The organism is Streptomyces sp. NPDC054961 (assembly GCF_053609145.1).
Genome location: NZ_JBSGWY010000004.1, coordinates 56090 through 77566, shown reverse-complemented (window position 1 = coordinate 77566; position 21477 = coordinate 56090). Strand labels below are relative to the sequence as shown.

Sequence of the window (21477 nt, the reverse complement as noted above, 5' to 3'; positions counted from 1 at the left end):
TGAAGATCAGTTGCATCGCCGAATCTACCGGACCGTCAGCTGGGCGGTGCCCGGCCGGCGGGGCGTCCGGCACCGGAACGCCCGCGCGCGCGGGGCCGGTTCGCACGAGTCTCGGCGACGATGTCGAGAAGCCGTGGCCTGCTCCGTCCCCGTGGTGAGAGCGACCGGAACGGGTCGCACGTACCGAGGAGAAGCGTCATGGCCAAGTACCTGCTGCTCAAGCACTACCGCGGCGCCCCGGCCGCCGTCAACGACGTCTGCATGGACCGGTGGACCCCGCAGGAGATCTCGGACCACGTGCGGTTCATGCACGAGTTCGCGGCCCGGCTCGAGGGGACCGGCGAGTTCGTCGACGCCCAGGGGCTCGCTCCCGAGGGGACCTGGGTCCGGTACGACGGCGAGGGGCGGCCGCCGGTCACCGACGGTCCGTTCGCCGAGACCAAGGATCTCATCGCCGGGTGGATGGTGATCGACGTCGACGGTTACGAGCGCGCCGTCGAGCTGGCCGGAGAGCTGTCGGCCGCCCCCGGCGCGGGCGGGAAGCCGATCCACGAGTGGCTCGAGGTGCGCCCGTTCATGGCCGCGCCGCCCACCATCACGGAGTGACCTCGGCGTGGGGCGAGGGACGGGGCCCCGCTCCGGCCCTCGCCGGGCGTGCGCGCCCTCCCCGTCCGCACCGGTGCCCGGGCGGGGCCTCCCCCCCGGGCACCGGTGGTGTCCGCGGTCAGTCCGCCGACAGCCGGGTGTGGAGGCGGACGGTGGTGCCGGTCTGGGGCGTGGAGCGGATCTCGACGAGCTCGCACAGCTGGTGCACCAGCCACAGCCCGCGGCCGCCGGCGCCCTGATGGGTGGGACGGATGCGGCCGGCCAGCGGATTCTCGATGTGGCCGGCGTCGCGGAACTCGCAGACGAAGGAGGAGTCCTGCGTCCAGGTGCGCAGAGTGCCGCGGCCTCCGCCGTGGCGGATGCTGTTGGTGGCGACCTCGGTGGCCGCGAGGAGGAGCTCGCTCAGCCGGGACCCGGTGAGGTTCGCCTCGGCGGCGCACGTGGAGATCCTGTCGCGGACGGCCGCCAGGCCTCCACGGGTGTAGGCCAGCTCGTCGAGGGGACCGCAGGGATCGGTGAGGTCTTCGAACGCATAGGGGGTGTCCCGGCGGTAGTCGACGCTCGGTTCGGCGGACCCGTCGCGGCGGATCAGGGGATGGCAGCGGGCCAGTGCCTGGAGCGCGGTCGGGTCCTCGTCGGCCGTGTCGAAGGGGCACAGCAGCCACCAAGCGGTGCTCTGCGCGAAGGCCAGGTTCAGGAGCCACTCGTGATAGCGCAGCTCGGCGGCCTCCGCGGGGGTCCGTGCCTGACGCCAGGCGGACTCGCCGATGCCGCGCAGCGGCCGCCCTTCGGCGGCGTGCCGGGCGATCTCGTCCTGCCAGACGGCGAGGAGCCGGCCGGGGTTGCGCCCGGGAGTCGCCGCGTCCACGAACGTGACGGATTTGGAGTCCGGGAGCTCGGCCCGCAGCAGGGCCTCGCGGTCGCCGGGTACCGAGACGATGACTCCTTCCCGGGCGTCGAGGGCCTCCTGGATGAAGCCCAGGGCGCCGCCCAGGAACGCGTCCTCGCCGAGGTAGGGGTAGAGCTCGTGCCGGAAACCTTCCTGCGGCTGTTCCGGCTTGACGGAGGTGGTCATCCGAGCACCTCCACCGGGATCTCGGGTACGGCGTAGCCGGACAGCTCCCAGGTCAGTTTCACGATCCGGTTGGCGCCTTCGACGGTGACGGAGCGGTCGGGCAGGTGCAGCGCGGCGTCGACCAGGGCGCGCATCCCGGCGGCGTCCATCAGCTCGACGTCGTCGAACCGGAGCCGGATCGCGGGGGTGTGGAGCGCCGCGGCCCGAAGGACGGACCCGAACGCGTGTGCCCCGTCCGAGTCGATCACGCCTGTCACCTTCCAGCCCTCGCTTCCCGCGCGGAACATGTGGAATCCGGGCAGTTCCGGTCGGATGCCCAGGGTCTGCGGGTGTACGCACGTGACTTGCTCCCGCTCCCGGGCGTCCCACGTACCGGGAAGGTAGGCGCACACCACGGTGGCACCACCGAGGGCGGCGACCTCGTCCAGGCCCAGCTCGCTGTCCAGCAGCGCCGGCATGCCCGGTGCGGCACCGTCCCCCGATTCGCGGCAGGCGAGGACACGGACGGAACGGAACCCTTCGCGGCTGGCCCGCTTGAGCTCCTGGTCCACCGCGGCGACCACGGACACGGCCGTCTTGAGGGGGTCGATCACCACGGCGGAGGAGGGGAACGAGCGCAGCCCGCGGACTTTGGCCAGCGGCCCGGGAGAGCCGACCAGCACGATCCGGTCCCCGAAGAGCGCTCCGTCCGCGACGAACGGGGCGGAGTCGGTGGACAGACCCCGGGCCTCGTCGATCATCCAGCAGACGTGATCTCCCACCTCGACCTCATCCAGCGTAGTCAGCGCTCGCGCCGCTCTCACTCTGCCTCCTCACCGCTTGCTGCAAGGATACGCCGCCCGCTGATCTTCCTAGGGGCCCGGCCGCGGCTACCAGGGCAGGCGCGCGCAGACGATCTTGCCGCCGTCCGGTCCGGGCCGGACGCGGACCTGGCTGGCGAGGCGGTCGAGCAGGAACCATCCCCATCCGCCCGTTCCGTCGGTCTGCGGGGTCCGGGGTTCGGGGGGCCGGGGGCTGTGGTCGGCGACGCTGACGTAGATGGAGTCGCCCAGGAGTTCCAGGCGCAGCGCGCAGGGGCCGTTGGTGTGCCGGATCGCGTTGGCGACGAGCTCAGCCACCACCAGGAGCACGTGGTCCGTGCTCGCGCCCTGGGCGGGGGCCCGCACGCGGGTCGCGCGGGCGAGGAAGACGCGGGTGGCGTCACGCGCTGACGCGCAGGGCCGGCCGCTCCGGGACAGCGGCTGGTCCAGGACGGCTGTACTCACCTGTTCCTCCTTCCGTCGGGCGGGCCTGTCCGTCGCTTGCCCCGTTATGTACGCGGAAACCCGGGTGCGGCCACGAGATCGCCGCCTCCGGGTGAGGCGGCGAACAGGCCTTCTGACCGCACGGGCCGCGCACCGTCCGTATCGGGTCAGCTCGAGCGCCCGACGCGCTCGAGCCACTCCATGAGGAGGGCGCGCAGCAGATCCGGCTGCTCATGCGGAAGGGCGTGCCCCGCGTCGTCGACCACGGCGAGCGAGGCGTGCGGGTACTGGCCGAGGAGATCGGCGGCGGCGGCGTACCCGACCGTCGAGTCCACCCGCCCCGCCACGATCGCGGTCGGACCCGCGTAGACCGGCGCGTGATCGGGGGTGAGCGCCCACCGTTCGCCGATCCGCTCGAGCGCCGACTCGTCGACGAGCGCCGCGGCCGGGGCGACGTGGCGCTCGTACCGTTCGAGCATCTCCGGGGTCTGGATCACGAAGTAGCTCCGGAAGACGTCGTCGCCGATCCCGCCCCCGGCGACGACGCGGTGCCGCGGCACGTCGCGCACCCCCGGCAGCAGCGGACACACGAGCGCCAGACCGGCGACCTCCGCCGGGCGACGCGCGGCCATCGCCCGCGCGTAGTACGCGCCCGCGGAGTGACCGATGAGCAGGTGCGCGGTCCCGCCGGTGACCTCGTCCGCGAAGGCGAGCAGCGTGTCGAGGACCTCGTCGGCGCTGCGCAGCGTCTCGGGAGCGGCGGTGCGGCCCATTCCTGGGAGGTCGGGATAGATCCGCCGCAGCCCCGGGACACCGGCGAGAACCGGCTCGAAGCAGGCCTCCGCCTCGCGGTGGTCGACGCCGGCGCCGTGCAGGACCAGCACGGGGCGACCGGTCCCGTGCTCCACGCAGTGGACCACCACCTGCCCCACACGGATCTCCATCCGCGCATGCTAGTGCCGCGGGCGGCGCGGATCCGGCTCCCGGGCCCCGGAGCGGCGCTACGGTGGGGTCACAAGCCAGAGCCAGCCCAGGAGCCCCGGATGAGCCAGCAGTCGGTCACCGCGCCCGTGCTCGACCGTCAGCCCCGCGAGGCCCCCGCGGGCCGCCCCGCCGACGGGCGGCCCCGTGTCGCCTGAGCGCGCCGCGCGCCGCTCGCGCGTCGTCATGGTGGAGCCCGCGCTCACGCAGCTGGCCGAACTCACCGCGCAGGAGACGCACCGCCTGGACCGCGCGATCGTCGCCGTCAGCGTCAACCCCGAGCTCGGCACCGAGGTGCCCGGCGCCCTGCTGCGCGACTACGCGGACGAGATCGACGGGGTCCGGGTGATCTACTACGTCACCGCCCTGCGGACGGTCACGATCGTGGCGTACGTCGAGTCCTGAGAGCCGCGCGGGAGCGCCGCGACAACGCGGCGGCCCGGGCCGCGGCATGGCCCGAGCGGGGCGGGGCAGGCGCGGGACACCGGACGGCCGATCGACAGGTGGCGACATGCGAAGCGTCGGGGTGGAAGAGGAACTGCTGCTCGTGGACGCGCGAAGCGGCGCTCCGCTCGCGGTCTCGGGGGCGGTCCTGGCGGCGGCGGAGCGGTTCGCCTGGCGGCGCCCCGGCATCGGCGGGCGGCCGGACCACGAGTTCGAGAAGGAACTGCAGAGGGAGCAGGTGGAGTTCGCGACCAAGCCGGTCACCGAGATGGGCGAGCTCCAGGAGGAGATCGTCCGCATCCGGGGCCAGGCGGCCCGTCACGCGGCGAGCGCCGGCGCCGTGGTGGCGGCGGTCGCGACGTCGCCGCTGCCGGTGCAGCCCTCCCTGACCGCCGGGCCGCGCTACCGGTGGATGGGCGAGCAGTTCGGACTGACGGCACAGGAGCAGCTGACGTGCGGCTGCCACGTCCACGTGTCGGTCGCCTCGGACGAGGAGGGCGTCGCGGTCCTGGACCGCATCAGGCCGTGGCTGGCCGTTCTGACGGCGATGAGCGCGAACTCGCCCTTCTGGCAGGGCGAGGACAGCGGGTACGGAAGCTACCGGAGCCGGGTGTGGAACCGGTGGCCCTCCGCGGGCCCGGTCGACCTCTTCGGCTCCGCCGACCGCTACCACGAGCAGGTCAGAGCCATGATCGAGACCGGGGCGCTGCGCGACGAGGGCATGATCTACTTCGATGCCCGCTTGTCGGCCCGCTACCCCACGGTGGAGGTCCGGGTCGCCGACGTCTGCCTCGACGCCTCCACACCCGTCCTGATCGCCGCCCTCGTCCGCGGTTTGGCCGAGACCGCGGCCCGCGCCTGGCAGGACGGGCAGCCTCCGGCCCGGACCGGTACGAGTCTGCTGCGCCTGGCCTCCTGGCGGGCCGGCCGCTCGGGCCTGGACGGACCACTGCTGCACCCCGTCACCATGCGGCCGACCTCCGCCGAACAGGCCGTCGAGGCCCTGTACCGGCACGTGCGCGAGGCGCTGCGGGACCACGGCGACGACGAGCGGGTCCGGGAAGCCCTGGCGCACCTGTGGGAACGCGGGAACGGCGCCCGCGTGCAGCGGCGGCTGCACGCCGACGGACGGTCCCTCGCGTCCGTCGTCACCCGATGTGCGGAGATGACGACCGGGCCGTGAGCCGGCGCACGGGCCCACGGGACGTACGAGGCCTGCGGGGGCGGTACGAGGGCGGTACGAGGGCGGTACGAGGGCCGGGCCGTACGCGAGCCCTACGTCAGACGCGCTGGGCGCGGTGGAGCACGGGGCGCAGTCCGTGGGGCCGCAGGGCGGCCCGGGCGGCGTTCGCGCCGGGTGCGCCGTGGACCCCTCCGCCGGGGTGGGCGGCGGCGGAGGCCAGGTAGAGGTTCTTGACGGGCGTCTCGGGGCGGCCGGTGCCGGGGGTGGGGCGGAAGACCAGCTGCTGGTGCAAGGAGGTGGTGCCGTTGTTGATGGCGCCGTTGTGGAGGTTCTCGTTCATGGACTGGAGGGTGGTGGGGGCCAGGACGCGGCGTGCGCCGATCAGCGCGCGGAAGCCGGGTGCGAAGCGCTCCACCTGTGCTTCGATCCGGTCGGCCATGGCTTCCCGCTCGCGGGCGTCCCACGTGCCGCTGATGCCGTCGGAGCCGGCGTCGGCGGTGATCCGCTGCGGGAGATGGGTGTAGGCCCAGGCCGATTCCGTACCGGCGGGGGAGCGGCTGGGGTCCGCGGTGGTCATCTGGCCGAAGAGGGCGAACGGCTCGTCGGGGACGCGGCCCATGGCGATCTGGGAGGCGAAGCGGGTGAGACCGTCCACGCCGTCGGCGAGGTGCACGGTCCCCGCCCGGGCCGCACCGGGCGCCGTCCACGGCACCGGGCCCGTGAGGGCCCAGTCGACCTTGAACGTCGCGAAGTCCCACTGGAAGCGTTCCAGGTCCCGCAGGAGGCGGGAGGGAAGGTGCTCCTCGCCGACGAGGTCCCGGTACAGGGCCGGCGCCGAGGTGTCGGCCAGTACGGCCCGGCGGGCGGCGACCGTCTCCCCGCCCGCGGTCCTGACCCCCACCGCGGTGCCACCGCGTACGACGACGGACGCGACGCGCTCCCCGCAGCGCAGGACGCCCCCGCGGCGCAGCAGCCGGTTCACGAGCGCGCCGGTCAGGGCGCCGGAGCCGCCGACGGGGACGGGGAAGCCGTGGCTCTGGCCGAGCATCGACATCAGCCACCCGAAGCCGCCGCTGCCCGCCGCCTCGGGGGCCATGTCGGCGTGGAGGGCGTTGCCCGCCAGCAGGAGCCGGCCTCCTTCCCCGGCGAACTCCTCCTCGCCGAGGCGGCGCACGGGCAGAGCCAGCTTCCGGGCCAGCCGCAGCCCCCCGGAAGCGCGGAGCCTCGCGGCCAGCCGGAGCCCGGACCGGACCGGCGGGAAGGGCGTGAACAGGGCCTGTACGAGATCCGGCCCGACCCGGCTCCAGGTCCGGTACATGCTCTGCCAGGAGTCGCCGTCGGGGGCCGCGAACCGGGCCAGCCCGGCGCAGGTGTCCCGCAGCCGGCGCTCCAGCACCGCGCACCGGCCGTCCAGCAGGGGATGGGCCAGTACGGCGGGGGCGTGGCTCCAGCGCAGGCCCTCCGCGGCGAGGTCGAGGCGGGCGAGGACCGGGGAGGCGGCGGCGAGCGGGTAGAAGGCGCTGAAGACGTCCGAGACGTAGTCCGGGTGCACCCCGCGGTCGCTCTTCACGGCGCCGCCGGGTTGCTCCTGCGCCTCCAGGACCTCCACGCTCCATCCGGCGTCGACCAGCAGGTTCGCGGCGACGAGGCCGTTGGGTCCGGCGCCGATCACCACCGCGTCAGGCATGGAGCACCTCGTGGGGCCGCTCCTCCACGAGCCTGGCCAGGCGGGCCAGCATGCCCCGGTGCCTGAGCTGGAGGGCCGCTTCGCTCACGGGGTTGTGCAGCACCCCTCCCAGGCCGCGCAGGGGGTGTTCGTCGCAGACGACGAGCGTCTCCTCGCCCCACGGCCTGAGCTGGAGGAAGATCCTCGCCGTGCCGAGGGCCTTGAACCGCGCCTCCAGCTCCAGCTCCCGGCCGGTCTCCTGGTGGCGGACGGTCGTCGTGCCCTCGGCGGACCACGGTCCCAGCCGGATCGTGTAGCGCAGCCGGGAACCCAGGGCGGGCCAGGTGTGGTCGAGCGGCGTGGACTCGGACGGGCCCACCACCCACTCCCCGTACAGGGCCGGATCGGCGAGGACCGCCCACACCGTACGGGGGCTGCGCCGGATGAGCTGATGACGGACGGCCACGGGGGTTCCTCCTCCTGCCGAAGCGGTACGGGCGCTGCCCGGCGACGGGTGCGGCCCGGTGCGCGGCAGGGCCCGTCCGTTCTCGCGCTGGCGCCGGGGCGCCGTGGAGCGGCCCTCGACGCCGCGCTCCTTCATGGTGCGTGTACCCCGATCAGGCCGCATGTCACGCGGGCCCGGTCCCGCGAAGGGCCTTCCTCGCGCGCGTCTGGCAGGCTCGCAGGGCGGCCATCGCGGCGCGCGGCGCGCTGGCCGCGCACGTCCTCGGGGACCGCACCGGTCGACCGTCCCGGAGAGAGGCCGCATGCAGACGTTCCTCCCGTTTCCGTCGTTCGACGCCTCCGCGGCCGTGCTCGACGTGCGCAGGCTCGGGAAGCAGCGGGTCGAGGCCGTGCAGGTGCTGCGCGGCCTGGTCGTTCCGGGCTACGGATGGCGCAGGCACCCGGCGGTGCGGATGTGGGCGGGGTACGAGGAGGCCCTCGTCCGGTACGGGCTGGAGATCTGCGGGGTGTGGACGGCCGAGGGGCGCGCCGATACCTGCGCCGCCACCCTCGTCCGGGACTTCGGGGCGTGGCCGTCGGGGGGATGGCCGCGCACGCAGGAGCAGCTGGCCGCCGCCGGGGACCTTCCGCCCTGGCTGGGGGCCGCGGACTTCCACCGGAGCCATCGGTCAGCGCTCGTGCGCAAGGACCCGGACTTCTACCGGGAGCGCTTCCCCGGTGTGCCGGACGACCTGCCGTACGTATGGCCCCGGTCCGACCGGGAGGCGGACGGGGCGTCGTGAAGGGCGGGCAGGGGCACCGCCGACCGCCTCGGCGACCAGGCCGGCCGGCCGCCGTCAGAAGGCGTAGCGGATCCGCAGCCACGGCGCGTGGGAAGCCACCAGGCGGCGGACGGTGTCGACGGCCGCCGCCTTGTCGGCGTTGCGGTAGCGGACGTTCCAGCTGCCGTTCTCGGAGCGTTTGGCCTGCTGGAGACCGGGTCGCCACAGCATGTCCTCGGCGCGCGGGTGCCAGGCCAGGTTCAGCTCGTGGAGCTCCTTGTTGTGCGTCAGCATGATCACTTCCGCCGCGGCCTGCTCCTTCACGGCGCGGGGCAGGACGTCGTCCATGTGCCGCAGCAAGCGCGTCCAGTCCTCTTCCCAGCCGGGCCGGATGACGACGGGAGAGAGGTTGAAGTGCACCTCGTACCCCGCCTCCAGGAAGTCCCCGGCCGCGTCGAGGCGCTCCTCCACGGGGCTGGTGCGGATGTCCAGCACCCGGGAGTCCTGCGGGGGCATCACCGAGAACCGGATCCGGGTGCGGCCGCGCGGCTCGAGCAGCAGCAGGTCGGGGTTGACGAACTTGGTGGCGAAGGAGGCCTTGGCCGTGGGCCAGCGGGAGAACGCGTGCACCAGATCGGCGGTGTTCTCGCTGATGAGGGCGTCCACCGAGCAGTCGTTGTTCTCACCGATGTCATAGACCCAGGCGGTCGGATCGCACTGGTTCGGTTCCCGCTTGTGTCCCTGCCGTGCGACGTGCCGGCCGAGGTGGGCGACGATCTGCTCGATGTTGGTGAACACGGTGACCGGGTTGGCGTAGCCCTTGCGGCGCGGTACGTAACAGTAGGCGCACGCCATCGCGCACCCGTTGGCCGAACCGGGGGCGATCCAGTCGGCCGACCTCCCGTTCGGCCGGGTGGTGAGGGTCTTCTTCTCGCCCAGGACGAGGACCTCGCTCTTGACGCGGACCCAGCGTTCGAGGTTGCCCGCGTTGCCGTGGAGTTCCGGGATGCGCCAGTGCGAGTCCACGGGGACGACCCGGGCCCCGGGGAAGCGGGCGAGGATCTGCCGCCCGCGGGGACTCGTGGCCTCGGCGGCGCGGCCCCGTCCGGGCCAATGAATGCGGCCCCTCCGGGCCACTGAATGCGGCCCGTCACCGGGCGGCGCTGATGCCTGCGGGGACGCCCGGGGTGCGTGCGGCGCGGGTCCGTGGCCGCTCACGGCGTCCGCATAAGGGACGCGCGGGCGGGCAGGCGCCCCAGTGTCGATCACCCGTTCGGGCTGCCCCGACCAGTGGCGGCCGAACCGGTACAGGAGTGTAGTGATGGCGTACGTGACCTGGTCGTCCACGGAGAGTGAGGTCCCCCAGGTGTGGCATCCCCGAGGTACCGCCGTGACCGTGGCAGGTGCTCCGTGTGCGGCTTGAGCGGTGAGGTGCGTTTCGACGGCAGGCGGCCCGATCTGGCCGCCGTCGAGAGAATGACGGACGTCCTGGAACCACGCGGCCCCGACGGCCGAGGGGCCTGGTCGCAGGGCGCGGTGGCCCTGGGCCATCGGCGCCTGAAGATCATCGACCTTTCCGAGCGCGGCGCCCAGCCCATGACCGACGCGCAGCTCGGCCTCACCGCCGTCTTCAACGGCTGCATCTACAACCACCGTGAGCTGCGCGGACGCCTCGAAGGACTCGGACACCGCTTCTTCTCCGGCTCCGACACCGAGGTGGTCGTCAAGGCCTACGCCCAGTGGGGGTGGGAGTGCGTCGAGTTCCTCATCGGCATGTTCGCCTTCGCCATGGTCGAGCACCACACGGGCCGTGTCGTCCTGTGCCGCGACCGGCTGGGCATCAAGCCCCTGTACGTCACCGAGGACGGCGAGCGCCTCCGCTTCGCCTCGACCCTGCCGGCCCTGCTGGCGGGCGGGGGAGTCGACACGTCCCTCGACCGGGTGGCGCTCCACCAGTACCTGAGCTGGCACGGCACGGTCCCGGCGCCCCGCACCGTGCTGAACGGCGTGCGCAAGGTCCCGCCGGCCACCGTCCGCGTCATCGAGCGGGACGGCACCCGCCGTGACCACTGCTACTGGCAGCCCCCGTACACCCGGCACTCCGAGCTCGGCGACGACCCGGAGCTCTGGCGGGAAGCGGTGCACGACGCGCTGCGCACGGCCGTTCGGCGGCGCACGGTCGCGGACGTCCCCGTGGGCGTGCTCCTCTCCGGTGGGCTGGACTCCAGCATCATCGTGGCCCTGCTGGCCGAGGAGGGGCAGGAGGACCTGGCGACCTTCGCGATGGGCTTCGAGTCGGAGAACGGTGAGGAGGGGGACGAGTTCGCGTACTCGGACCTGGTCGCCCGCAGGTTCTCCACCGACCACCACCAGTTCATGATCCCCTCCGACCGGCTCCCCTCGGCTCTCGAAGCCGCGATCGGCGCCATGAGCGAACCGATGGTCAGCCACGACGCCGTCGCGTTCCACATGCTGTCGGAACAGGTCTCCAAGGAGGTCAAGGTGGTGCTGTGCGGCCAGGGCGCGGACGAGGTGTTCGCCGGCTACCACTGGTATCCGCAGATCGCCGCGGCCGCCCGGCCGGACGCGGACGAGGCCTACGCGACCGCGTACTTCGACCGGACGCACCCCGATCTCACGGCCATGCTGCACCCCGGGTTCGCCGTCGGCCACGACGCCTCGACGGACTTCGTCCGCACCCACATGGCCGCCTCCGGCGCCGAGACCGCGCTCGACGCGGCCCTCCGGATGGACGTCCACGCGCTCATGCCCGACGACCCGGTCAAACGCGTCGACAACATGACGATGGCCTGGGGCCTGGAGGCGAGGGTGCCGTTCCTGGACCACGAACTCGTCGAGCTGGCCGCGGCCTGCCCGCCCCGGCTGAAGCTCGCGCAGGGCGGCAAGGCCGTGCTCAAGGACATCGGCCGTACGCTCCTGCCGCGGGAGGTCGTCGACCGTCCGAAGGGCTACTTCCCGGTGCCCGCGGTCCGCAACATGGCCGAGCCCGTGCTGGTCCGCGTGCGCGACGCGCTCACGGCCCCGGAGGCACGCCGACGCGGCGTCTTCGACCAGAGCTTCGTCGAGGAGCTGCTGGCCGAACCCAACCGCCGGCGCACCAAACGCGGGGCCAACACCCTGTGGCAGGTGGCATCGTTGGAGATCTGGCTGCAAGCGCACGGTGTCCGCTGAGCGCCGGCATCCGGAACCGGAAGCGGAAGCCTGAGGAGCGACCCATGCCCCGGAGCACATGAAACCTCCCCCGGAACACGCGCACGCCACCGCCCGCGGGGCGGCGGTCCGTGCTGCCGCGTCGCCCGCACCGGCGCCCGTCCCCGTGCGGATGCCGGACCACCACGGCGACGACCCCCCGACCCTCCTGACCGCCCACGGGTGCTGGTACCCGGCGGCCGACCCGACGGGTGAGCGGGTGGCGTTCATCTGCGACCGTGCCGGTGTCCCCCAACTGTGGGTCGGGCCCGCCCGGGAGGGCGACGCCCACGTGCTGGACGACGACCCCGACCCGGTGACGGAGGTGTCCTGGTCACCCGACGGGCGCTGGATCGCCTACACCTCGGCGCCGGGCGGCGGCGAACACACCCGGGTCCTGGTGGTGCGCCCGGACGGATCCGGGCGGCAGGTGCTCGCGGGCGCCGAACCGGGCAGTTCGGCGCACCTCGGGTGCTGGACGCGGGACGGCACCGCCCTCGCGGTCACGGTCGCCCACCCGTCCCCGGCGGGCACGGAGCACGGCGGACCGGGGCATCCGTCCGGACCGGGGCGCCCGTCCGGAGCGGCCCCTCAGGCAACGGCCGGTGCGCCGGTCGCCGACCTCGGCACGGCGCGCCGTGGCGGTCTGGCCGCCTACCTGCTGGACCCCGACGGAGCCGCCGGACCGGTACTCCTGTTCAGCGAGGAGGGAGCGGCCTCCCTCCGGGTGTGCGACACCAGTTCGGATGGCCGCTTCGCGCTCGTCCGCCGTGGCCCGCGGGGCCGCCGTGAGGCCCTCGTGCTCGACACGGTCTCGGGCCGCACGACCTTCGCGCTGCACGTCGCCGACGGGGACCCCTGGATCGGCCGGTTCTCCGCCGACACCCGGACGCTGTGGCTGCGCAGCGACGCGGAACGGGAGTTCGCGGCCCTGCTCCGGGCCGGCCTGGACGAGGGCGGGGCCTGCCAGGACCTGTCCGTCGCCGCCGAGCGGGAGGACTCCGCCCTCGACCTGCTGAGCGTGCCCGACCACGGCCGGTGGGCCCTCCTGGCCTGGAACGCGCACGGCGCGACCGAACTGGAGAGCGTGGGGCTCCCCCCGCGCCCCGTGGACGGCGCCGTCGTGCGGCGCCACCATCCCGTCCTGCCCCACGAGGTGGTGACCCGCATCGCGGCCCTGGAGCGCGGCGGACTGTTCGCCGCGCAGTCGGGCTCCCGGCGCAGGCCCGGCATCTGGGCACTCGACGAGGCCTACGCACCCGCGCGCACCGGCTGGTCGGCACGGGACGAGGACGCGGTCCCGCCCGGGCGGCCTCCCGTACGCCCGAGCCCCCTGCGCTGCGAGGCCCGCGACGGGCTGGTGCTCGGAGGCTGGTACTACCGTGCGCCCGGCCGGGACGCGGGCCGGCCCGGCCCGTGCGTGATCCACCTCCACGGCGGCCCGGAGGAACAGGAGCGCCCGGTGTTCAACCCGCTCTACCACGAGCTCCTCGGCCGGGGCCTGGACGTGTTCGCCCCCGACGTGCGCGGTTCGTCCGGCTGGGGCCGGTCCTTCGTGGACGCCGACCTCGGCGCCGGCCGGTTCGCCGCGATCGACGACGTCGCGGACTGCGCCGCGCACGTGGTCGCGCTGGGGTACGCCGACCCCTTGAACCTCGGGGTGATGGGCCGCTCGTACGGCGGCTACCTCACCATGGCTTCCCTGGTGTGGCATCCGGAACTCTTCCGGGCCGGGGTCGCCGTCTGCGGGATGTCGGACTTCGCCACGTTCTTCGCCGGTACGGAACCGTGGATCGCACAGTCCGCCGCCGCGAAGTACGGGCACCCCGAACACGACCGGGAGCTGCTCCGCGCCCTGTCCCCGATGAGCCGTATCGACCAACTGCGCTCTCCCGTGCTCGCCGTTCACGGCGAACACGACACCAACGTGCCGCCGGCGGAGTCGGAGCAGTTCGTCCGGGCGGCCCGCGACCGCGGCGTCCCGGCGCGCCAGTTGACGCTGCGCGACGAGGGCCACGAATTCCTGCGGGCGGACAACCGGCGGCTCTACCGGCGCACCGCCGCGGACTGGCTGGAACAGCACCTCGGCCCGAGCCGGGCCCGGTGACCGGGCAGCCCGGCCACGCGGCGGCCGGCCCGACGCCGGCTCCGCTCCCCGCGGCTTCGCACCGGCCGGGTTCCTCTCGGAGGGTGACAGCGGTGCGACGCTCCGTCCGCCGGACGTCCCGCCGCTCGCGCCATGGGCCGAAGGGGTTCACCCCTCACCGGACGGGCCGGACGCCCCGGGGCGGCACTACGCCGGACCGGGCCGGTCGGGGGTGATCATGGAGCGCACGGGTACCCGTATGAGGTGATCACCTTGGGAGTCGAAGAAGAATATCTGCTGGTCGACCCGGTCACCGCCGTACCGACTCCGCTGGAGGAGGAGGTGTGCCGCACGGCCGGTCTCGGGCCCCTCGCGGAAGCGGGGGAGGTCCAGGACGAGCTGCTCCAGGCGCAGATCGAAGTGGCCACTCCCGTCTGCTGGAACCTCGACGAGATCGGGGGCCACCTGCTCCGGCTGCGCCACGCGCTGGCCTCGGCCGCCGAGGCCAACGGCTGCCGGATCGCCGCGACGGGCGCGGCGCCCGTGCGCGGGACCCTGCCCGTGCCCGTCACCCGGACGCCCCGGTACCTGAGGATGGAGGACGAGGCGCGGCAGCTGGTGGACGAGCAGCTGATCTGCGGGATGCACGTCCACGTCGGGATCCCCGACGCGGAAACGGGCGTGGCCGTACTGAACCGCATCCGGGTGTGGCTGCCGACGCTGCTGGCCATGTCCGCGAACTCGCCCCTGTGGGACGGGCGGGACACCGGGTTCGCCAGCTGGCGGACCATCGTCTTCGGACGGTGGCCGGTCAGCGGTCTGCCCCCGCACTTCGCGGGGCTCGCCGACTACGAACGGCGCCTGGAGGCGCTGGTGTCCTCCGGGGTGATCGCCGACCGGGGACAGGTCTACTGGCAGGCGAGACTGTCCGACCGCTACCCCACCGTCGAGGTGCGCTGCCTGGACGTGCAGCTGCGGGCCGACGACGCCGTGATGCTCGCCGGCGTCGTCCGGGCCCTCGTCGCCACGGCGATCGCCGAGGAGAAGGCGGGCATGCCGCCGGCCACCCCGGCCGATCCGGAGCTGCTGCAGGCCGCGAACTGGCACGCGGCCCGCTACGGGCTCAACGGCACCCTCGTGGACGCGGAGGGCCGCCCGCGCAGCAGCGGCGACGTCCTGGCCTCCCTCATGCGGCACATCACGCCGGCCCTGGAAGGCGCCGGGGACTTCCGGGAGGTGGGCGCCCTCGCGCACCGGTTGCTGCAGGAGGGCACCCCCGCGGACCGTCAGCGACGCGCCGTGGCCGACGGCGGGATGCCGGGGCTGATCGGTCTGATCACCGGCGCGGCGCTGTCCGACTGACCGCCGGCCGCGCCACCACTCGGGTGCGGAGGCGACCGGGTGCGGAGGAGCCGGGGGTGGTGGAGATCCGCGCCCGGTGCGTAGGAGGACTTCCGGCGGGTAGGGGCGCGACACTGCCCGCCAGTGGAGGAGGACCCGCATGCCGGCCCGTCCCGTCCCCGCGAAGGGAGCACCTCCCCGCCCCGACGCCCTGCTCGGCGGCCGCTACCGCCTCTTGTCCCCCCTAGGGTCCGGCGGTACGGCGGACGTGTTCCGCGGCGTCGACCAGCTGCTGGGGCGCGAGGTGGCCGTCAAAGTGTTCCGCGAGGGCGCGCAGACGGTCACCGCCGACCGCTTCTGCGACGAAGCGCGCACGCTGGCCCGCCTGTCCCACCGCGCCCTCGTCACCGTCTACGACGCAGGCCGCCACGGACGGGGCGCGTTCATGGTCACCGAGTTGATCCGCGGCGTCACCTTGCGCACCCGCATGGACGCCGGGCCGCTCAGCCCGGTCCACGTGACGCGCCTCGGCGCCGAGCTCTCCTCGGCCCTCGACCACGTCCACGCCCACGGCATCATCCACCACGACGTGAAACCCTCCAACGTCCTGCTGCGCGAGGACGGCTCCCCGCGCCTGGCCGACTTCGGCCTGTCCAGGACCGTGTACGACCAGCCCCACGGCGCACCCGACGTACTCGTCGGCACGCTCGCCTACATGGCCCCCGAGCAGCTCCTCGGCCGGGGAGCGGGCACGGCCAGCGACATCTACGGCCTGGGAGTGACCCTCCTCGAGGCACTCACCGGCCACCGCGCCCGCCGGGGCACGGCCGTGGAGGCCGCCACCGCCCGGCTCCTGCACCCGCCCCGGATACCCGAGGGGCTGCCGGGCGACCTCGGCCGCGTGCTGGAGGCGATGACCCATCGGGATCCCCTGGCGCGCCCCGACGCCGCAGCCGTCCACCTCCGCCTGCGGGACGCCCTGACGGCGCCCGCACCCCGGGCCGGGACGAGCGCGGCCCGCACCGACAGCCCCACGCACCGCTCGCCGGCGACGCCCCCCACCGGGAGCCCGGCCGCGGAGCCCTCACGGCGGCCCGCACCGGCCCGCCACAGGTCCCCGGCCCGCCGGCGCCGTGCGGCCCTCACGGGCCTCGCGGCGGTGGGTGCGGTCAGCGCCTGCGCCCTCCTGATGGGTGGCGTCCGGGCAGGACGAGAGGCCGCCGGGGATTCCCCCCTCGGTCATCCGCCACCCGCGTCGAGGGAGGCCGAGGGGGCGGGCCCCCGGCCGACGCCGCCCCTTCCCGCGTCCCCGGCGAGCACGACGGGGCTCCCGGTGACGGACCCGTCCGCCGTCCCGGAACCCGAGGCGTCCACCGGCCCCGTCGGCTCGTCCTCCCGCCCGCCGGGCGGTGAGCGCCCGGCGAAGGCGGCGGAGCCGACCGGGACCAAGGAGCATCCCGGGCAGGCGAAGCCCAAGAAGGACAGGGGACGGTGATCGGCCCTCCGTCCCGGGGAAGGCGCCGGCACCCCGTGCGCAGAGCGCCCGCCCCGGCCCGCGTCACTGTTCCTGTGGCGGCTTTCCCTCCGCCGCGGAGACCTCGACGAATTCGACCTGGCCCTTCCCGTTGAGGCGCAGGATCGGGACGGCCTTGTTGCGGGGATTGCCGTTGTTCTGGAAGGAGATGAACCCGCTGGCCCCGGCCACCTGCTGGGTGCCGTCCATCTGGTGGAACATCCGCGCCACCGCGTCGCCCACGACCTGCCCCTGCCAGCGGGCGGCCATCTGGATGCCGTGGGCCGCGGCGAGGACCGCGTCGTGGCCCATCAGCGCTCCGCCGTCCTCGCGGGGGTCGTGGGGGAACCACTGGTCCAGCAGCCCGCCCGGCTGGAAGTTCTTCGCGGACGGCGCGGACACCGCCTGCGGCGCCGAGCGGTACATGTCGGGGTGGGAGAGGCCGGTGTAGAGCACCTCGATGCCCGTCCCGGCGGCGCGGGCGAGTTGCTCGGCGTTCAGGTTCGTCGTGTCGTCCCCGGTGAACACGGTGAACTGCTGGTCGGTGCAACTGCGGTTGGCGAGCGCGTCCAGGAAGTGGGTGAGGTGCTGGCCGCGGCCCGCGAAGTAGACGACCTGGGGACGCTGCTGGCACAACTGGCCTGGCATGTACCGCAGTTCGTTCTGCCAGGCGCTGCTGACGGAGGAGTCGTACGTCATGCGCTCCGCGACGAGCCGGTGCGCGGTGCCGTCCTGGAAGGCCTTGGTGAAGGCGGTGCCCAGGGTGGAGGCGTAGAGGTCCCCCTCCGCCACGTCCTGGATGACGACGGCGGTCGCGACGCCGCGCCGTTTGAGGTACCCGGCCCCCGCGTACGCCTCGTCCTCGTTGGTGGGGGCGATCCGGACGAAGCCGTTGATGCCCTGGATGTTCGTGGCGGTCAGGGTGGCGCCGACCATGGCGACACCGTGTTCGGAGAGGCGTTCTATCGCCGCGAGGTTCTCGTCGGTGCTCGGTCCGAGGCCGGCCACCGCGACGAGCCGGTCGGGGGAGTCCTTGCGGGCGATCAGCTCGTCGACGGTGTGCTTCCACTGGGCGGACTGGCTGCCGGGGTTGGCTATCAGCAGGCGGATCTTGGGGGTGGCGGCGAGATCGCCCTGGTTGTGCCGGTACTGGGCGAGGTAGGCGCCCTGGAGTTCGTGGCGCACGCCCTCGGCGGAGTTGCTGTCCTCGGCGGTGGTCGTGAAGGAGGTGAAGTAGGCGACGCTGACGTACGGTTCCTTGTCCGCGTTGGCGAGGACCCGGCGGTTCTCTTCCTCGATCTTCTTGCTGACGGCGTCGAGGTGCGGCGCGAAGACGTACGAGCCGTCGCTCACTCCGACGCACTCGTCGTCCGGTCCCCTCTCGACGATCCCGTCGGCGCATCGGGCCTGACGTTCCTGTAACCAGCCGACGCCCAGCCAGAGCGCCGAGACCAGGACGACGGCCGCGGTGGTGGCGAGGGCCACGCGGCGTACGACGTGCAGGGGCCATTCGAGTCTGGGCACGCGTTCAGCCCTCCCAGCCGGCGGTCTGGGGATCGCGCCAATGACGGTACCGCTCGGACTCGTTGAACAGGGCCACGATGTCGTTCCTCCGCAGTTGGGACAGCTGGGTGTAGCCGTCGGCGATCATGGCGCCCAGTCGCATGGCGGGGTCGGCGAGCGGATCGCTCCACACCCAGCGGGTGGTCACCAGGGTGTGGATCACGGACTCGGTGTCCATCACGCGCCCCGGCCGGCGCGGGACGAGCCCGGCGAGCAGCTCCAGCGGTCCGCCGTCGGCGGGGAGCCGGTTCGGCGCGGCGGTGATCGCGTCGAACTCGGAGATCCACTGCGCGGCCGCTACGGCGGTGAACCGCCCCGTCAGGTGCGCGGTGACCTCCCCGGTCCGCCCGCGGGCGAGCTGGTGGTACATCTCCTGCACCGGTTTGCCCTCGGCGCGGTAGTACTCCGCGAGGAGTTCGTGCGCGGCGTCCCACTCGTCGGGGCGTGCGGCCAGCCGCCACAGGAGCAGCCGGCGCAGCCACGGATGGAGTACGGGGACGACGGCGACGGGTCCCGTCAGCAGCCAGCGGGCACGGATGTCGCCGAACAGGGAGTCGTCGGGAGTGAGCAGCCGCGTGGCGACGGAGAAGTCCCGGGCGGCCGCGCACGCGGCGAGGGCGGCGCGCTGGGTCCCGTCGAAGTCGCGCAGGAGGTGGCCCAGCGCGGTGTCGGCGAGGGTGGCGGAGTTCTCCCCGGTGCGCAGCTGCCGGTCGGGCAGGGTCCGCAGCCAGAGGTCCTGCTGGGGGCCCGAGTCCGGGGGCGGGCCGGCCTGGCGCAGTACGTCGAGCACCTGGTGGACGGCGCGCGGGAGTCCTCCGGTGAGCCGGTGCACGAACGGGGTGAGACGGGTCAGCGGGGCCAGGTCGCTGTGCCCGCCGAGCTGGAGCTCGATCCGGATCCGCACCTCGTCCAGGTTGAGGTCGCGCAGCCGTAACGGGTACCACCAGGTGTCCTCGCTGTCGCGCGTCGGCCGGTGGGCGTTCCAGTCGGCCAGGGAGGCCCGGTCGGGGCCGCGCAACTGCCAGGGCCAGGAGTCCCCGGTGGCCGGACCCCAGCGGGGCAGCCAGCGGTTGGAGCTGGCGACGACGGTCAGCGGGTCGCTGGCGTGACCGGCCACGACCGTCTCGTCGTGGCGGGAGCGCAGCAGCAGGTCGAGGAAGCGACGGCCGTACTCGGTGTGGGAGTTGTCGAGCAGCAGCAGGTAGGAGCGGGGCATGAAGTTGCGGGCGGTGTTGCGCCTGAGGTCCTCCAGGAAGGCCGAGAAGAGGACGAGGTCGAGCCGCTCCTGTTCGTTCTCGTCCCCCTCATGGCGCCAGAGGTTGAGCTCCACGAGGGCTTCCATGGGGTCCGCGCTGCGGGTCATGGGGTGACGTCCGTACCAGTGGGATCCGGCCGTGAGCCGGTTGCCCAGCCTGCCGCCGAGGAGTCCGGGCACCGTGCGGCGGCCGCGCCGCAGGGCGTCCTGGAAGAGGGCGAGGGCGGCGGTGGAGGCACCTTCGGGCATGCCGACCGCGCCCATGCCCACCTCGAAGAAGGCGGCCAGGTAGTCGCCGTGCCGGGCCTCGTTCTCCTCCTGGAACCGGTCGAGCTGGCGCTGCACCGCGCGCCGGCCCTCGGCGAGGCTGCGCATGCGCAGCTCCTGGTCGGAGGCGAGCAGGCCGAGGCTGAGCAGCGGGAAGTGGGAGCGGCCGTAGCGGGGCAGCTTGCGTTCGAGCTGGCGGGCCAGGAGTCCGAGGGCGTAGCGGGGCAGCAGGGACTGGGCCCCGCCGAAGTTGACGAAGGCGAAGGGGTAGTCGGGCCCGAAGCGCTCCATGAGCGCGCTGTGCGCCTCGCTGGCTCCGCTGCCGGCCGGGCCGAGGAGCATGGTCAGGGGCCGCTCGGCCGCCGGCTCCTCCTTCAGGCACACGTCGACGAGCGACAGGATGCCGCTGCGGCCCCGCAGGCCCATGCCCGTGCCCGGCTCCATCACGTGTGATCCCCCCCAGGACTACGTTTCCGAGGAGTAGAGACTGCCATCCGAAGCCGCAGTCAGACAGGGGTTTCGGCACCTTGATTCCTTCGGATCCGTGCCGCCCGCCGGGCAGCCGTCTAGGGGCGGGGTCCGCGCGGCGGCACACGGCGACGGCGGGCGCGCCCCGAGCGCGCGGGCGGGAGCGCCGATGGGGCGGGGCCGGACCCTCGAGGGTCCGGCCCCGCCCCATCGGCGCGAACGGTCGGCGCGGGCGCGCGGTCAGCGCTTGAAGACGTCCTTGACCTTCTCCTTGGCCTCGCGCGCGTCGCCCTTCATCTGCTCCCCGCGGCCCTCGGCCTCGAGCCGCTCGTTCCCGACCGTGCGGCCCGCGATCTCCTTGATCTTGCCCTTGGCCTGCTCGGTCTTGGCCTTGTTCTTCTGCTCACCCGACACTTCTGATCACTCCCTGTGCGCTCGGAAACGTCTTGCGCCACCTCTTGTGACCCGTCTGCCCGAGGACAAACACCCGCGGTGCGCCGGATCTTTCGCGGCCGGGCCGGTCCACCGGGGTTTCCGGGCGCGGGGACCGGGCAACCGGCCGGTAGTGGATCGTCGGCCTCGGACGAGGGAGTTGCCGGACGCCCCCGAGTTCGACCGGGACGAGCACCTCGGCAGCGCGGACTACCGCTCCGCACTCAGCACGTACTACGGCTTCGGCGCGTCCCTCGCCGGCAGCCCCGCCGCGGGCGCGGCCTGAGGCGCGCCGTGCCGTGACCCGCGCGAATGAGTCGCCGGGGGCGGGGCAGGAGGAGTTCAGGCGGACACACCATCCGCCGTGCAGGACATCGGAAAAGGATGGACGGCGAGGAATTGACTTCCGTCCGCCACTTACCGGAGGAGTTGTTTTTCGCGTGACTGAGCATGCCTGGAGTTACAAGTCGACGGCGGGCCACCTGGCCGGCACCGATCTGACCGGCTACAAGGTCGAGGCGACCGACGGAAGCATCGGAAAGGTCGACAAGCACTCCGACGAGGTCGGTGACGCCTATCTGGTCGTGGACACCGGCGTATGGATCTTCGGCAAGGAGGTCCTCCTGCCGGCGAGCACGGTGATCCGGATCGACCCGGAGGACAAGAAGATCTTCGTCGACCGGTCCAAGGAGCAGATCAAGAACGCTCCCGAGTTCCACCGGGACAAGCACCTCGGTGACGCGGGCTACCACGCCGAACTGGGCACGTACTACGGGAGCGGCGCTCCCTTCGGCGGCCGCCCCGCCTGACCCGTCGCGGGGGGGGGGGGGGGGGGGGCGGGCTGGGGGGCGTCGATGCCGTGGGGCGGTCGGGTGGATTAGTCTCGGCCGAGGGCGTCATGTGAGGGCGGGCCAGAG

General features: G+C 73.5%; 20 protein-coding genes. 10 read left to right on the top strand and 10 right to left on the bottom strand.

What is annotated here, in order from left to right:
- The first annotated feature begins 198 nt into the window (after positions 1-198).
- Positions 199-606: a YciI family protein gene (locus tag ACWF9Z_RS06210; RefSeq protein ID WP_453597993.1), complete on the top strand. Its 408-nt coding sequence runs from the start codon at positions 199-201 to the stop codon at positions 604-606.
- 118 nt (positions 607-724) lie between these two features.
- Here the strand turns inward: ACWF9Z_RS06210 and ACWF9Z_RS06205 are convergent, their stop codons facing one another.
- The 4 genes from ACWF9Z_RS06205 to ACWF9Z_RS06190 form a co-directional block, all read right to left on the bottom strand.
- Positions 725-1681 (bottom strand): anti-sigma factor RsbA family regulatory protein, encoded by a 957-nt coding sequence (locus tag ACWF9Z_RS06205; RefSeq protein WP_453597991.1) that lies wholly within the window; start codon positions 1679-1681, stop codon positions 725-727.
- Positions 1678-2442 (bottom strand): MEDS domain-containing protein, encoded by a 765-nt coding sequence (locus tag ACWF9Z_RS06200; RefSeq protein ID WP_453597989.1) that lies wholly within the window; start codon positions 2440-2442, stop codon positions 1678-1680. The genes ACWF9Z_RS06205 and ACWF9Z_RS06200 overlap by 4 nt, the downstream gene beginning before the upstream one ends.
- Before the next feature lie 108 nt (positions 2443-2550).
- Positions 2551-2946 carry an ATP-binding protein gene (locus ACWF9Z_RS06195; RefSeq protein WP_453597987.1) on the bottom strand — a complete coding sequence of 132 codons (396 nt, stop codon included), beginning with the start codon at positions 2944-2946 and terminating at the stop codon, positions 2551-2553.
- A gap of 146 nt (positions 2947-3092) precedes the next feature.
- A complete protein-coding gene (locus ACWF9Z_RS06190) occupies positions 3093-3869 on the bottom strand; it encodes an alpha/beta fold hydrolase (protein ID WP_453597985.1) in 777 nt (258 codons plus the stop codon).
- 184 nt (positions 3870-4053) lie between these two features.
- Between ACWF9Z_RS06190 and ACWF9Z_RS06185 the strand changes: the two genes are divergently transcribed.
- Together ACWF9Z_RS06185 and ACWF9Z_RS06180 are read left to right on the top strand one after the other, a co-directional pair.
- Positions 4054-4311 carry a hypothetical protein gene (locus ACWF9Z_RS06185; RefSeq protein ID WP_453597983.1) on the top strand — a complete coding sequence of 86 codons (258 nt, stop codon included), beginning with the start codon at positions 4054-4056 and terminating at the stop codon, positions 4309-4311.
- A gap of 106 nt (positions 4312-4417) precedes the next feature.
- Complete coding sequence (locus tag ACWF9Z_RS06180; RefSeq protein WP_453597981.1) at positions 4418-5533, top strand: glutamate--cysteine ligase; 1116 nt, start codon at positions 4418-4420, stop codon at positions 5531-5533.
- A 97-nt stretch (positions 5534-5630) separates the two neighbouring features.
- Here the strand turns inward: ACWF9Z_RS06180 and ACWF9Z_RS06175 are convergent, their stop codons facing one another.
- Together ACWF9Z_RS06175 and ACWF9Z_RS06170 are read right to left on the bottom strand one after the other, a co-directional pair.
- Entirely contained in the window at positions 5631-7220 is a 1590-nt protein-coding gene (locus ACWF9Z_RS06175; RefSeq protein ID WP_453597979.1) for a phytoene desaturase family protein, read from the bottom strand.
- The gene (locus ACWF9Z_RS06170; protein WP_453597977.1) at positions 7213-7800 is read right to left on the bottom strand and encodes an SRPBCC family protein; all 588 of its coding nucleotides are present in this window, start codon (positions 7798-7800) and stop codon (positions 7213-7215) included. Before ACWF9Z_RS06170 ends, ACWF9Z_RS06175 begins: the two co-directional genes overlap by 8 nt.
- A 166-nt stretch (positions 7801-7966) precedes the next feature.
- Between ACWF9Z_RS06170 and ACWF9Z_RS06165 the strand changes: the two genes are divergently transcribed.
- Positions 7967-8446: an MSMEG_6728 family protein gene (locus ACWF9Z_RS06165; RefSeq protein WP_453597975.1), complete on the top strand. Its 480-nt coding sequence runs from the start codon at positions 7967-7969 to the stop codon at positions 8444-8446.
- 54 nt (positions 8447-8500) lie between these two features.
- Here the strand turns inward: ACWF9Z_RS06165 and ACWF9Z_RS06160 are convergent, their stop codons facing one another.
- The gene (locus ACWF9Z_RS06160; protein WP_453597973.1) at positions 8501-9643 is read right to left on the bottom strand and encodes a spore photoproduct lyase family protein; all 1143 of its coding nucleotides are present in this window, start codon (positions 9641-9643) and stop codon (positions 8501-8503) included.
- A 192-nt stretch (positions 9644-9835) separates the two neighbouring features.
- On the opposite strand from ACWF9Z_RS06160, the gene ACWF9Z_RS06155 reads away from it, so the two are divergent.
- The 4 genes from ACWF9Z_RS06155 (at position 9836) to ACWF9Z_RS06140 (ending at position 16557) form a co-directional block, all read left to right on the top strand.
- Entirely contained in the window at positions 9836-11617 is a 1782-nt protein-coding gene (locus ACWF9Z_RS06155) for an N-acetylglutaminylglutamine amidotransferase (protein ID WP_453597971.1), read from the top strand.
- A gap of 58 nt (positions 11618-11675) precedes the next feature.
- On the top strand, positions 11676-13742 hold the full coding sequence (locus ACWF9Z_RS06150; RefSeq protein WP_453597969.1) for a S9 family peptidase: 2067 nt from the start codon (positions 11676-11678) through the stop codon (positions 13740-13742).
- 243 nt (positions 13743-13985) lie between these two features.
- Positions 13986-15083 (top strand): carboxylate-amine ligase, encoded by a 1098-nt coding sequence (locus ACWF9Z_RS06145; RefSeq protein ID WP_453597967.1) that lies wholly within the window; start codon positions 13986-13988, stop codon positions 15081-15083.
- Positions 15084-15222: 139 nt separating this feature from the next.
- A complete protein-coding gene (locus tag ACWF9Z_RS06140; protein WP_453597965.1) occupies positions 15223-16557 on the top strand; it encodes a protein kinase domain-containing protein in 1335 nt (444 codons plus the stop codon).
- Between the two features lie 63 nt (positions 16558-16620).
- Here ACWF9Z_RS06140 and ACWF9Z_RS06135 read toward each other — a convergent pair whose 3' ends face one another.
- From ACWF9Z_RS06135 to ACWF9Z_RS06125, 3 genes are all read right to left on the bottom strand, one after another.
- A complete protein-coding gene (locus ACWF9Z_RS06135; protein WP_453597963.1) occupies positions 16621-18099 on the bottom strand; it encodes a branched-chain amino acid ABC transporter substrate-binding protein in 1479 nt (492 codons plus the stop codon).
- Positions 18100-18103: 4 nt separating this feature from the next.
- Entirely contained in the window at positions 18104-20104 is a 2001-nt protein-coding gene (locus tag ACWF9Z_RS06130) for a hypothetical protein (protein WP_453597961.1), read from the bottom strand.
- A gap of 264 nt (positions 20105-20368) precedes the next feature.
- On the bottom strand, positions 20369-20542 hold the full coding sequence (locus tag ACWF9Z_RS06125) for a CsbD family protein (protein ID WP_453597959.1): 174 nt from the start codon (positions 20540-20542) through the stop codon (positions 20369-20371).
- Between the two features lie 178 nt (positions 20543-20720).
- On the opposite strand from ACWF9Z_RS06125, the gene ACWF9Z_RS06120 reads away from it, so the two are divergent.
- Both ACWF9Z_RS06120 and ACWF9Z_RS06115 read left to right on the top strand, forming a co-directional pair.
- The gene (locus ACWF9Z_RS06120) at positions 20721-20846 is read left to right on the top strand and encodes a hypothetical protein (protein WP_453597957.1); all 126 of its coding nucleotides are present in this window, start codon (positions 20721-20723) and stop codon (positions 20844-20846) included.
- Between the two features lie 154 nt (positions 20847-21000).
- Entirely contained in the window at positions 21001-21369 is a 369-nt protein-coding gene (locus tag ACWF9Z_RS06115) for a PRC-barrel domain-containing protein (protein WP_453597955.1), read from the top strand.
- Positions 21370-21477: the final 108 nt, after the last annotated feature.

Bases quoted from the DNA above. Each gene is read 5' to 3' on its own strand.
- ACWF9Z_RS06210 (WP_453597993.1), top strand. From the start codon at position 199: ATGGCCAAGTACCTGCTGCTCAAGCACTACCGCGGCGCCCCGGCCGCC.
- ACWF9Z_RS06205 (WP_453597991.1), bottom strand. From the start codon at position 1,681: ATGACCACCTCCGTCAAGCCGGAACAGCCGCAGGAAGGTTTCCGGCAC.
- ACWF9Z_RS06190 (WP_453597985.1), bottom strand. From the start codon at position 3,869: ATGGAGATCCGTGTGGGGCAGGTGGTGGTCCACTGCGTGGAGCACGGG.
- ACWF9Z_RS06180 (WP_453597981.1), top strand. From the start codon at position 4,418: ATGCGAAGCGTCGGGGTGGAAGAGGAACTGCTGCTCGTGGACGCGCGA.
- ACWF9Z_RS06175 (WP_453597979.1), bottom strand. From the start codon at position 7,220: ATGCCTGACGCGGTGGTGATCGGCGCCGGACCCAACGGCCTCGTCGCC.
- ACWF9Z_RS06170 (WP_453597977.1), bottom strand. From the start codon at position 7,800: ATGAAGGAGCGCGGCGTCGAGGGCCGCTCCACGGCGCCCCGGCGCCAG.
- ACWF9Z_RS06165 (WP_453597975.1), top strand. From the start codon at position 7,967: ATGCAGACGTTCCTCCCGTTTCCGTCGTTCGACGCCTCCGCGGCCGTG.
- ACWF9Z_RS06150 (WP_453597969.1), top strand. From the start codon at position 11,676: ATGAAACCTCCCCCGGAACACGCGCACGCCACCGCCCGCGGGGCGGCG.
- ACWF9Z_RS06140 (WP_453597965.1), top strand. From the start codon at position 15,223: ATGCCGGCCCGTCCCGTCCCCGCGAAGGGAGCACCTCCCCGCCCCGAC.
- ACWF9Z_RS06130 (WP_453597961.1), bottom strand. From the start codon at position 20,104: ATGGAGCCGGGCACGGGCATGGGCCTGCGGGGCCGCAGCGGCATCCTG.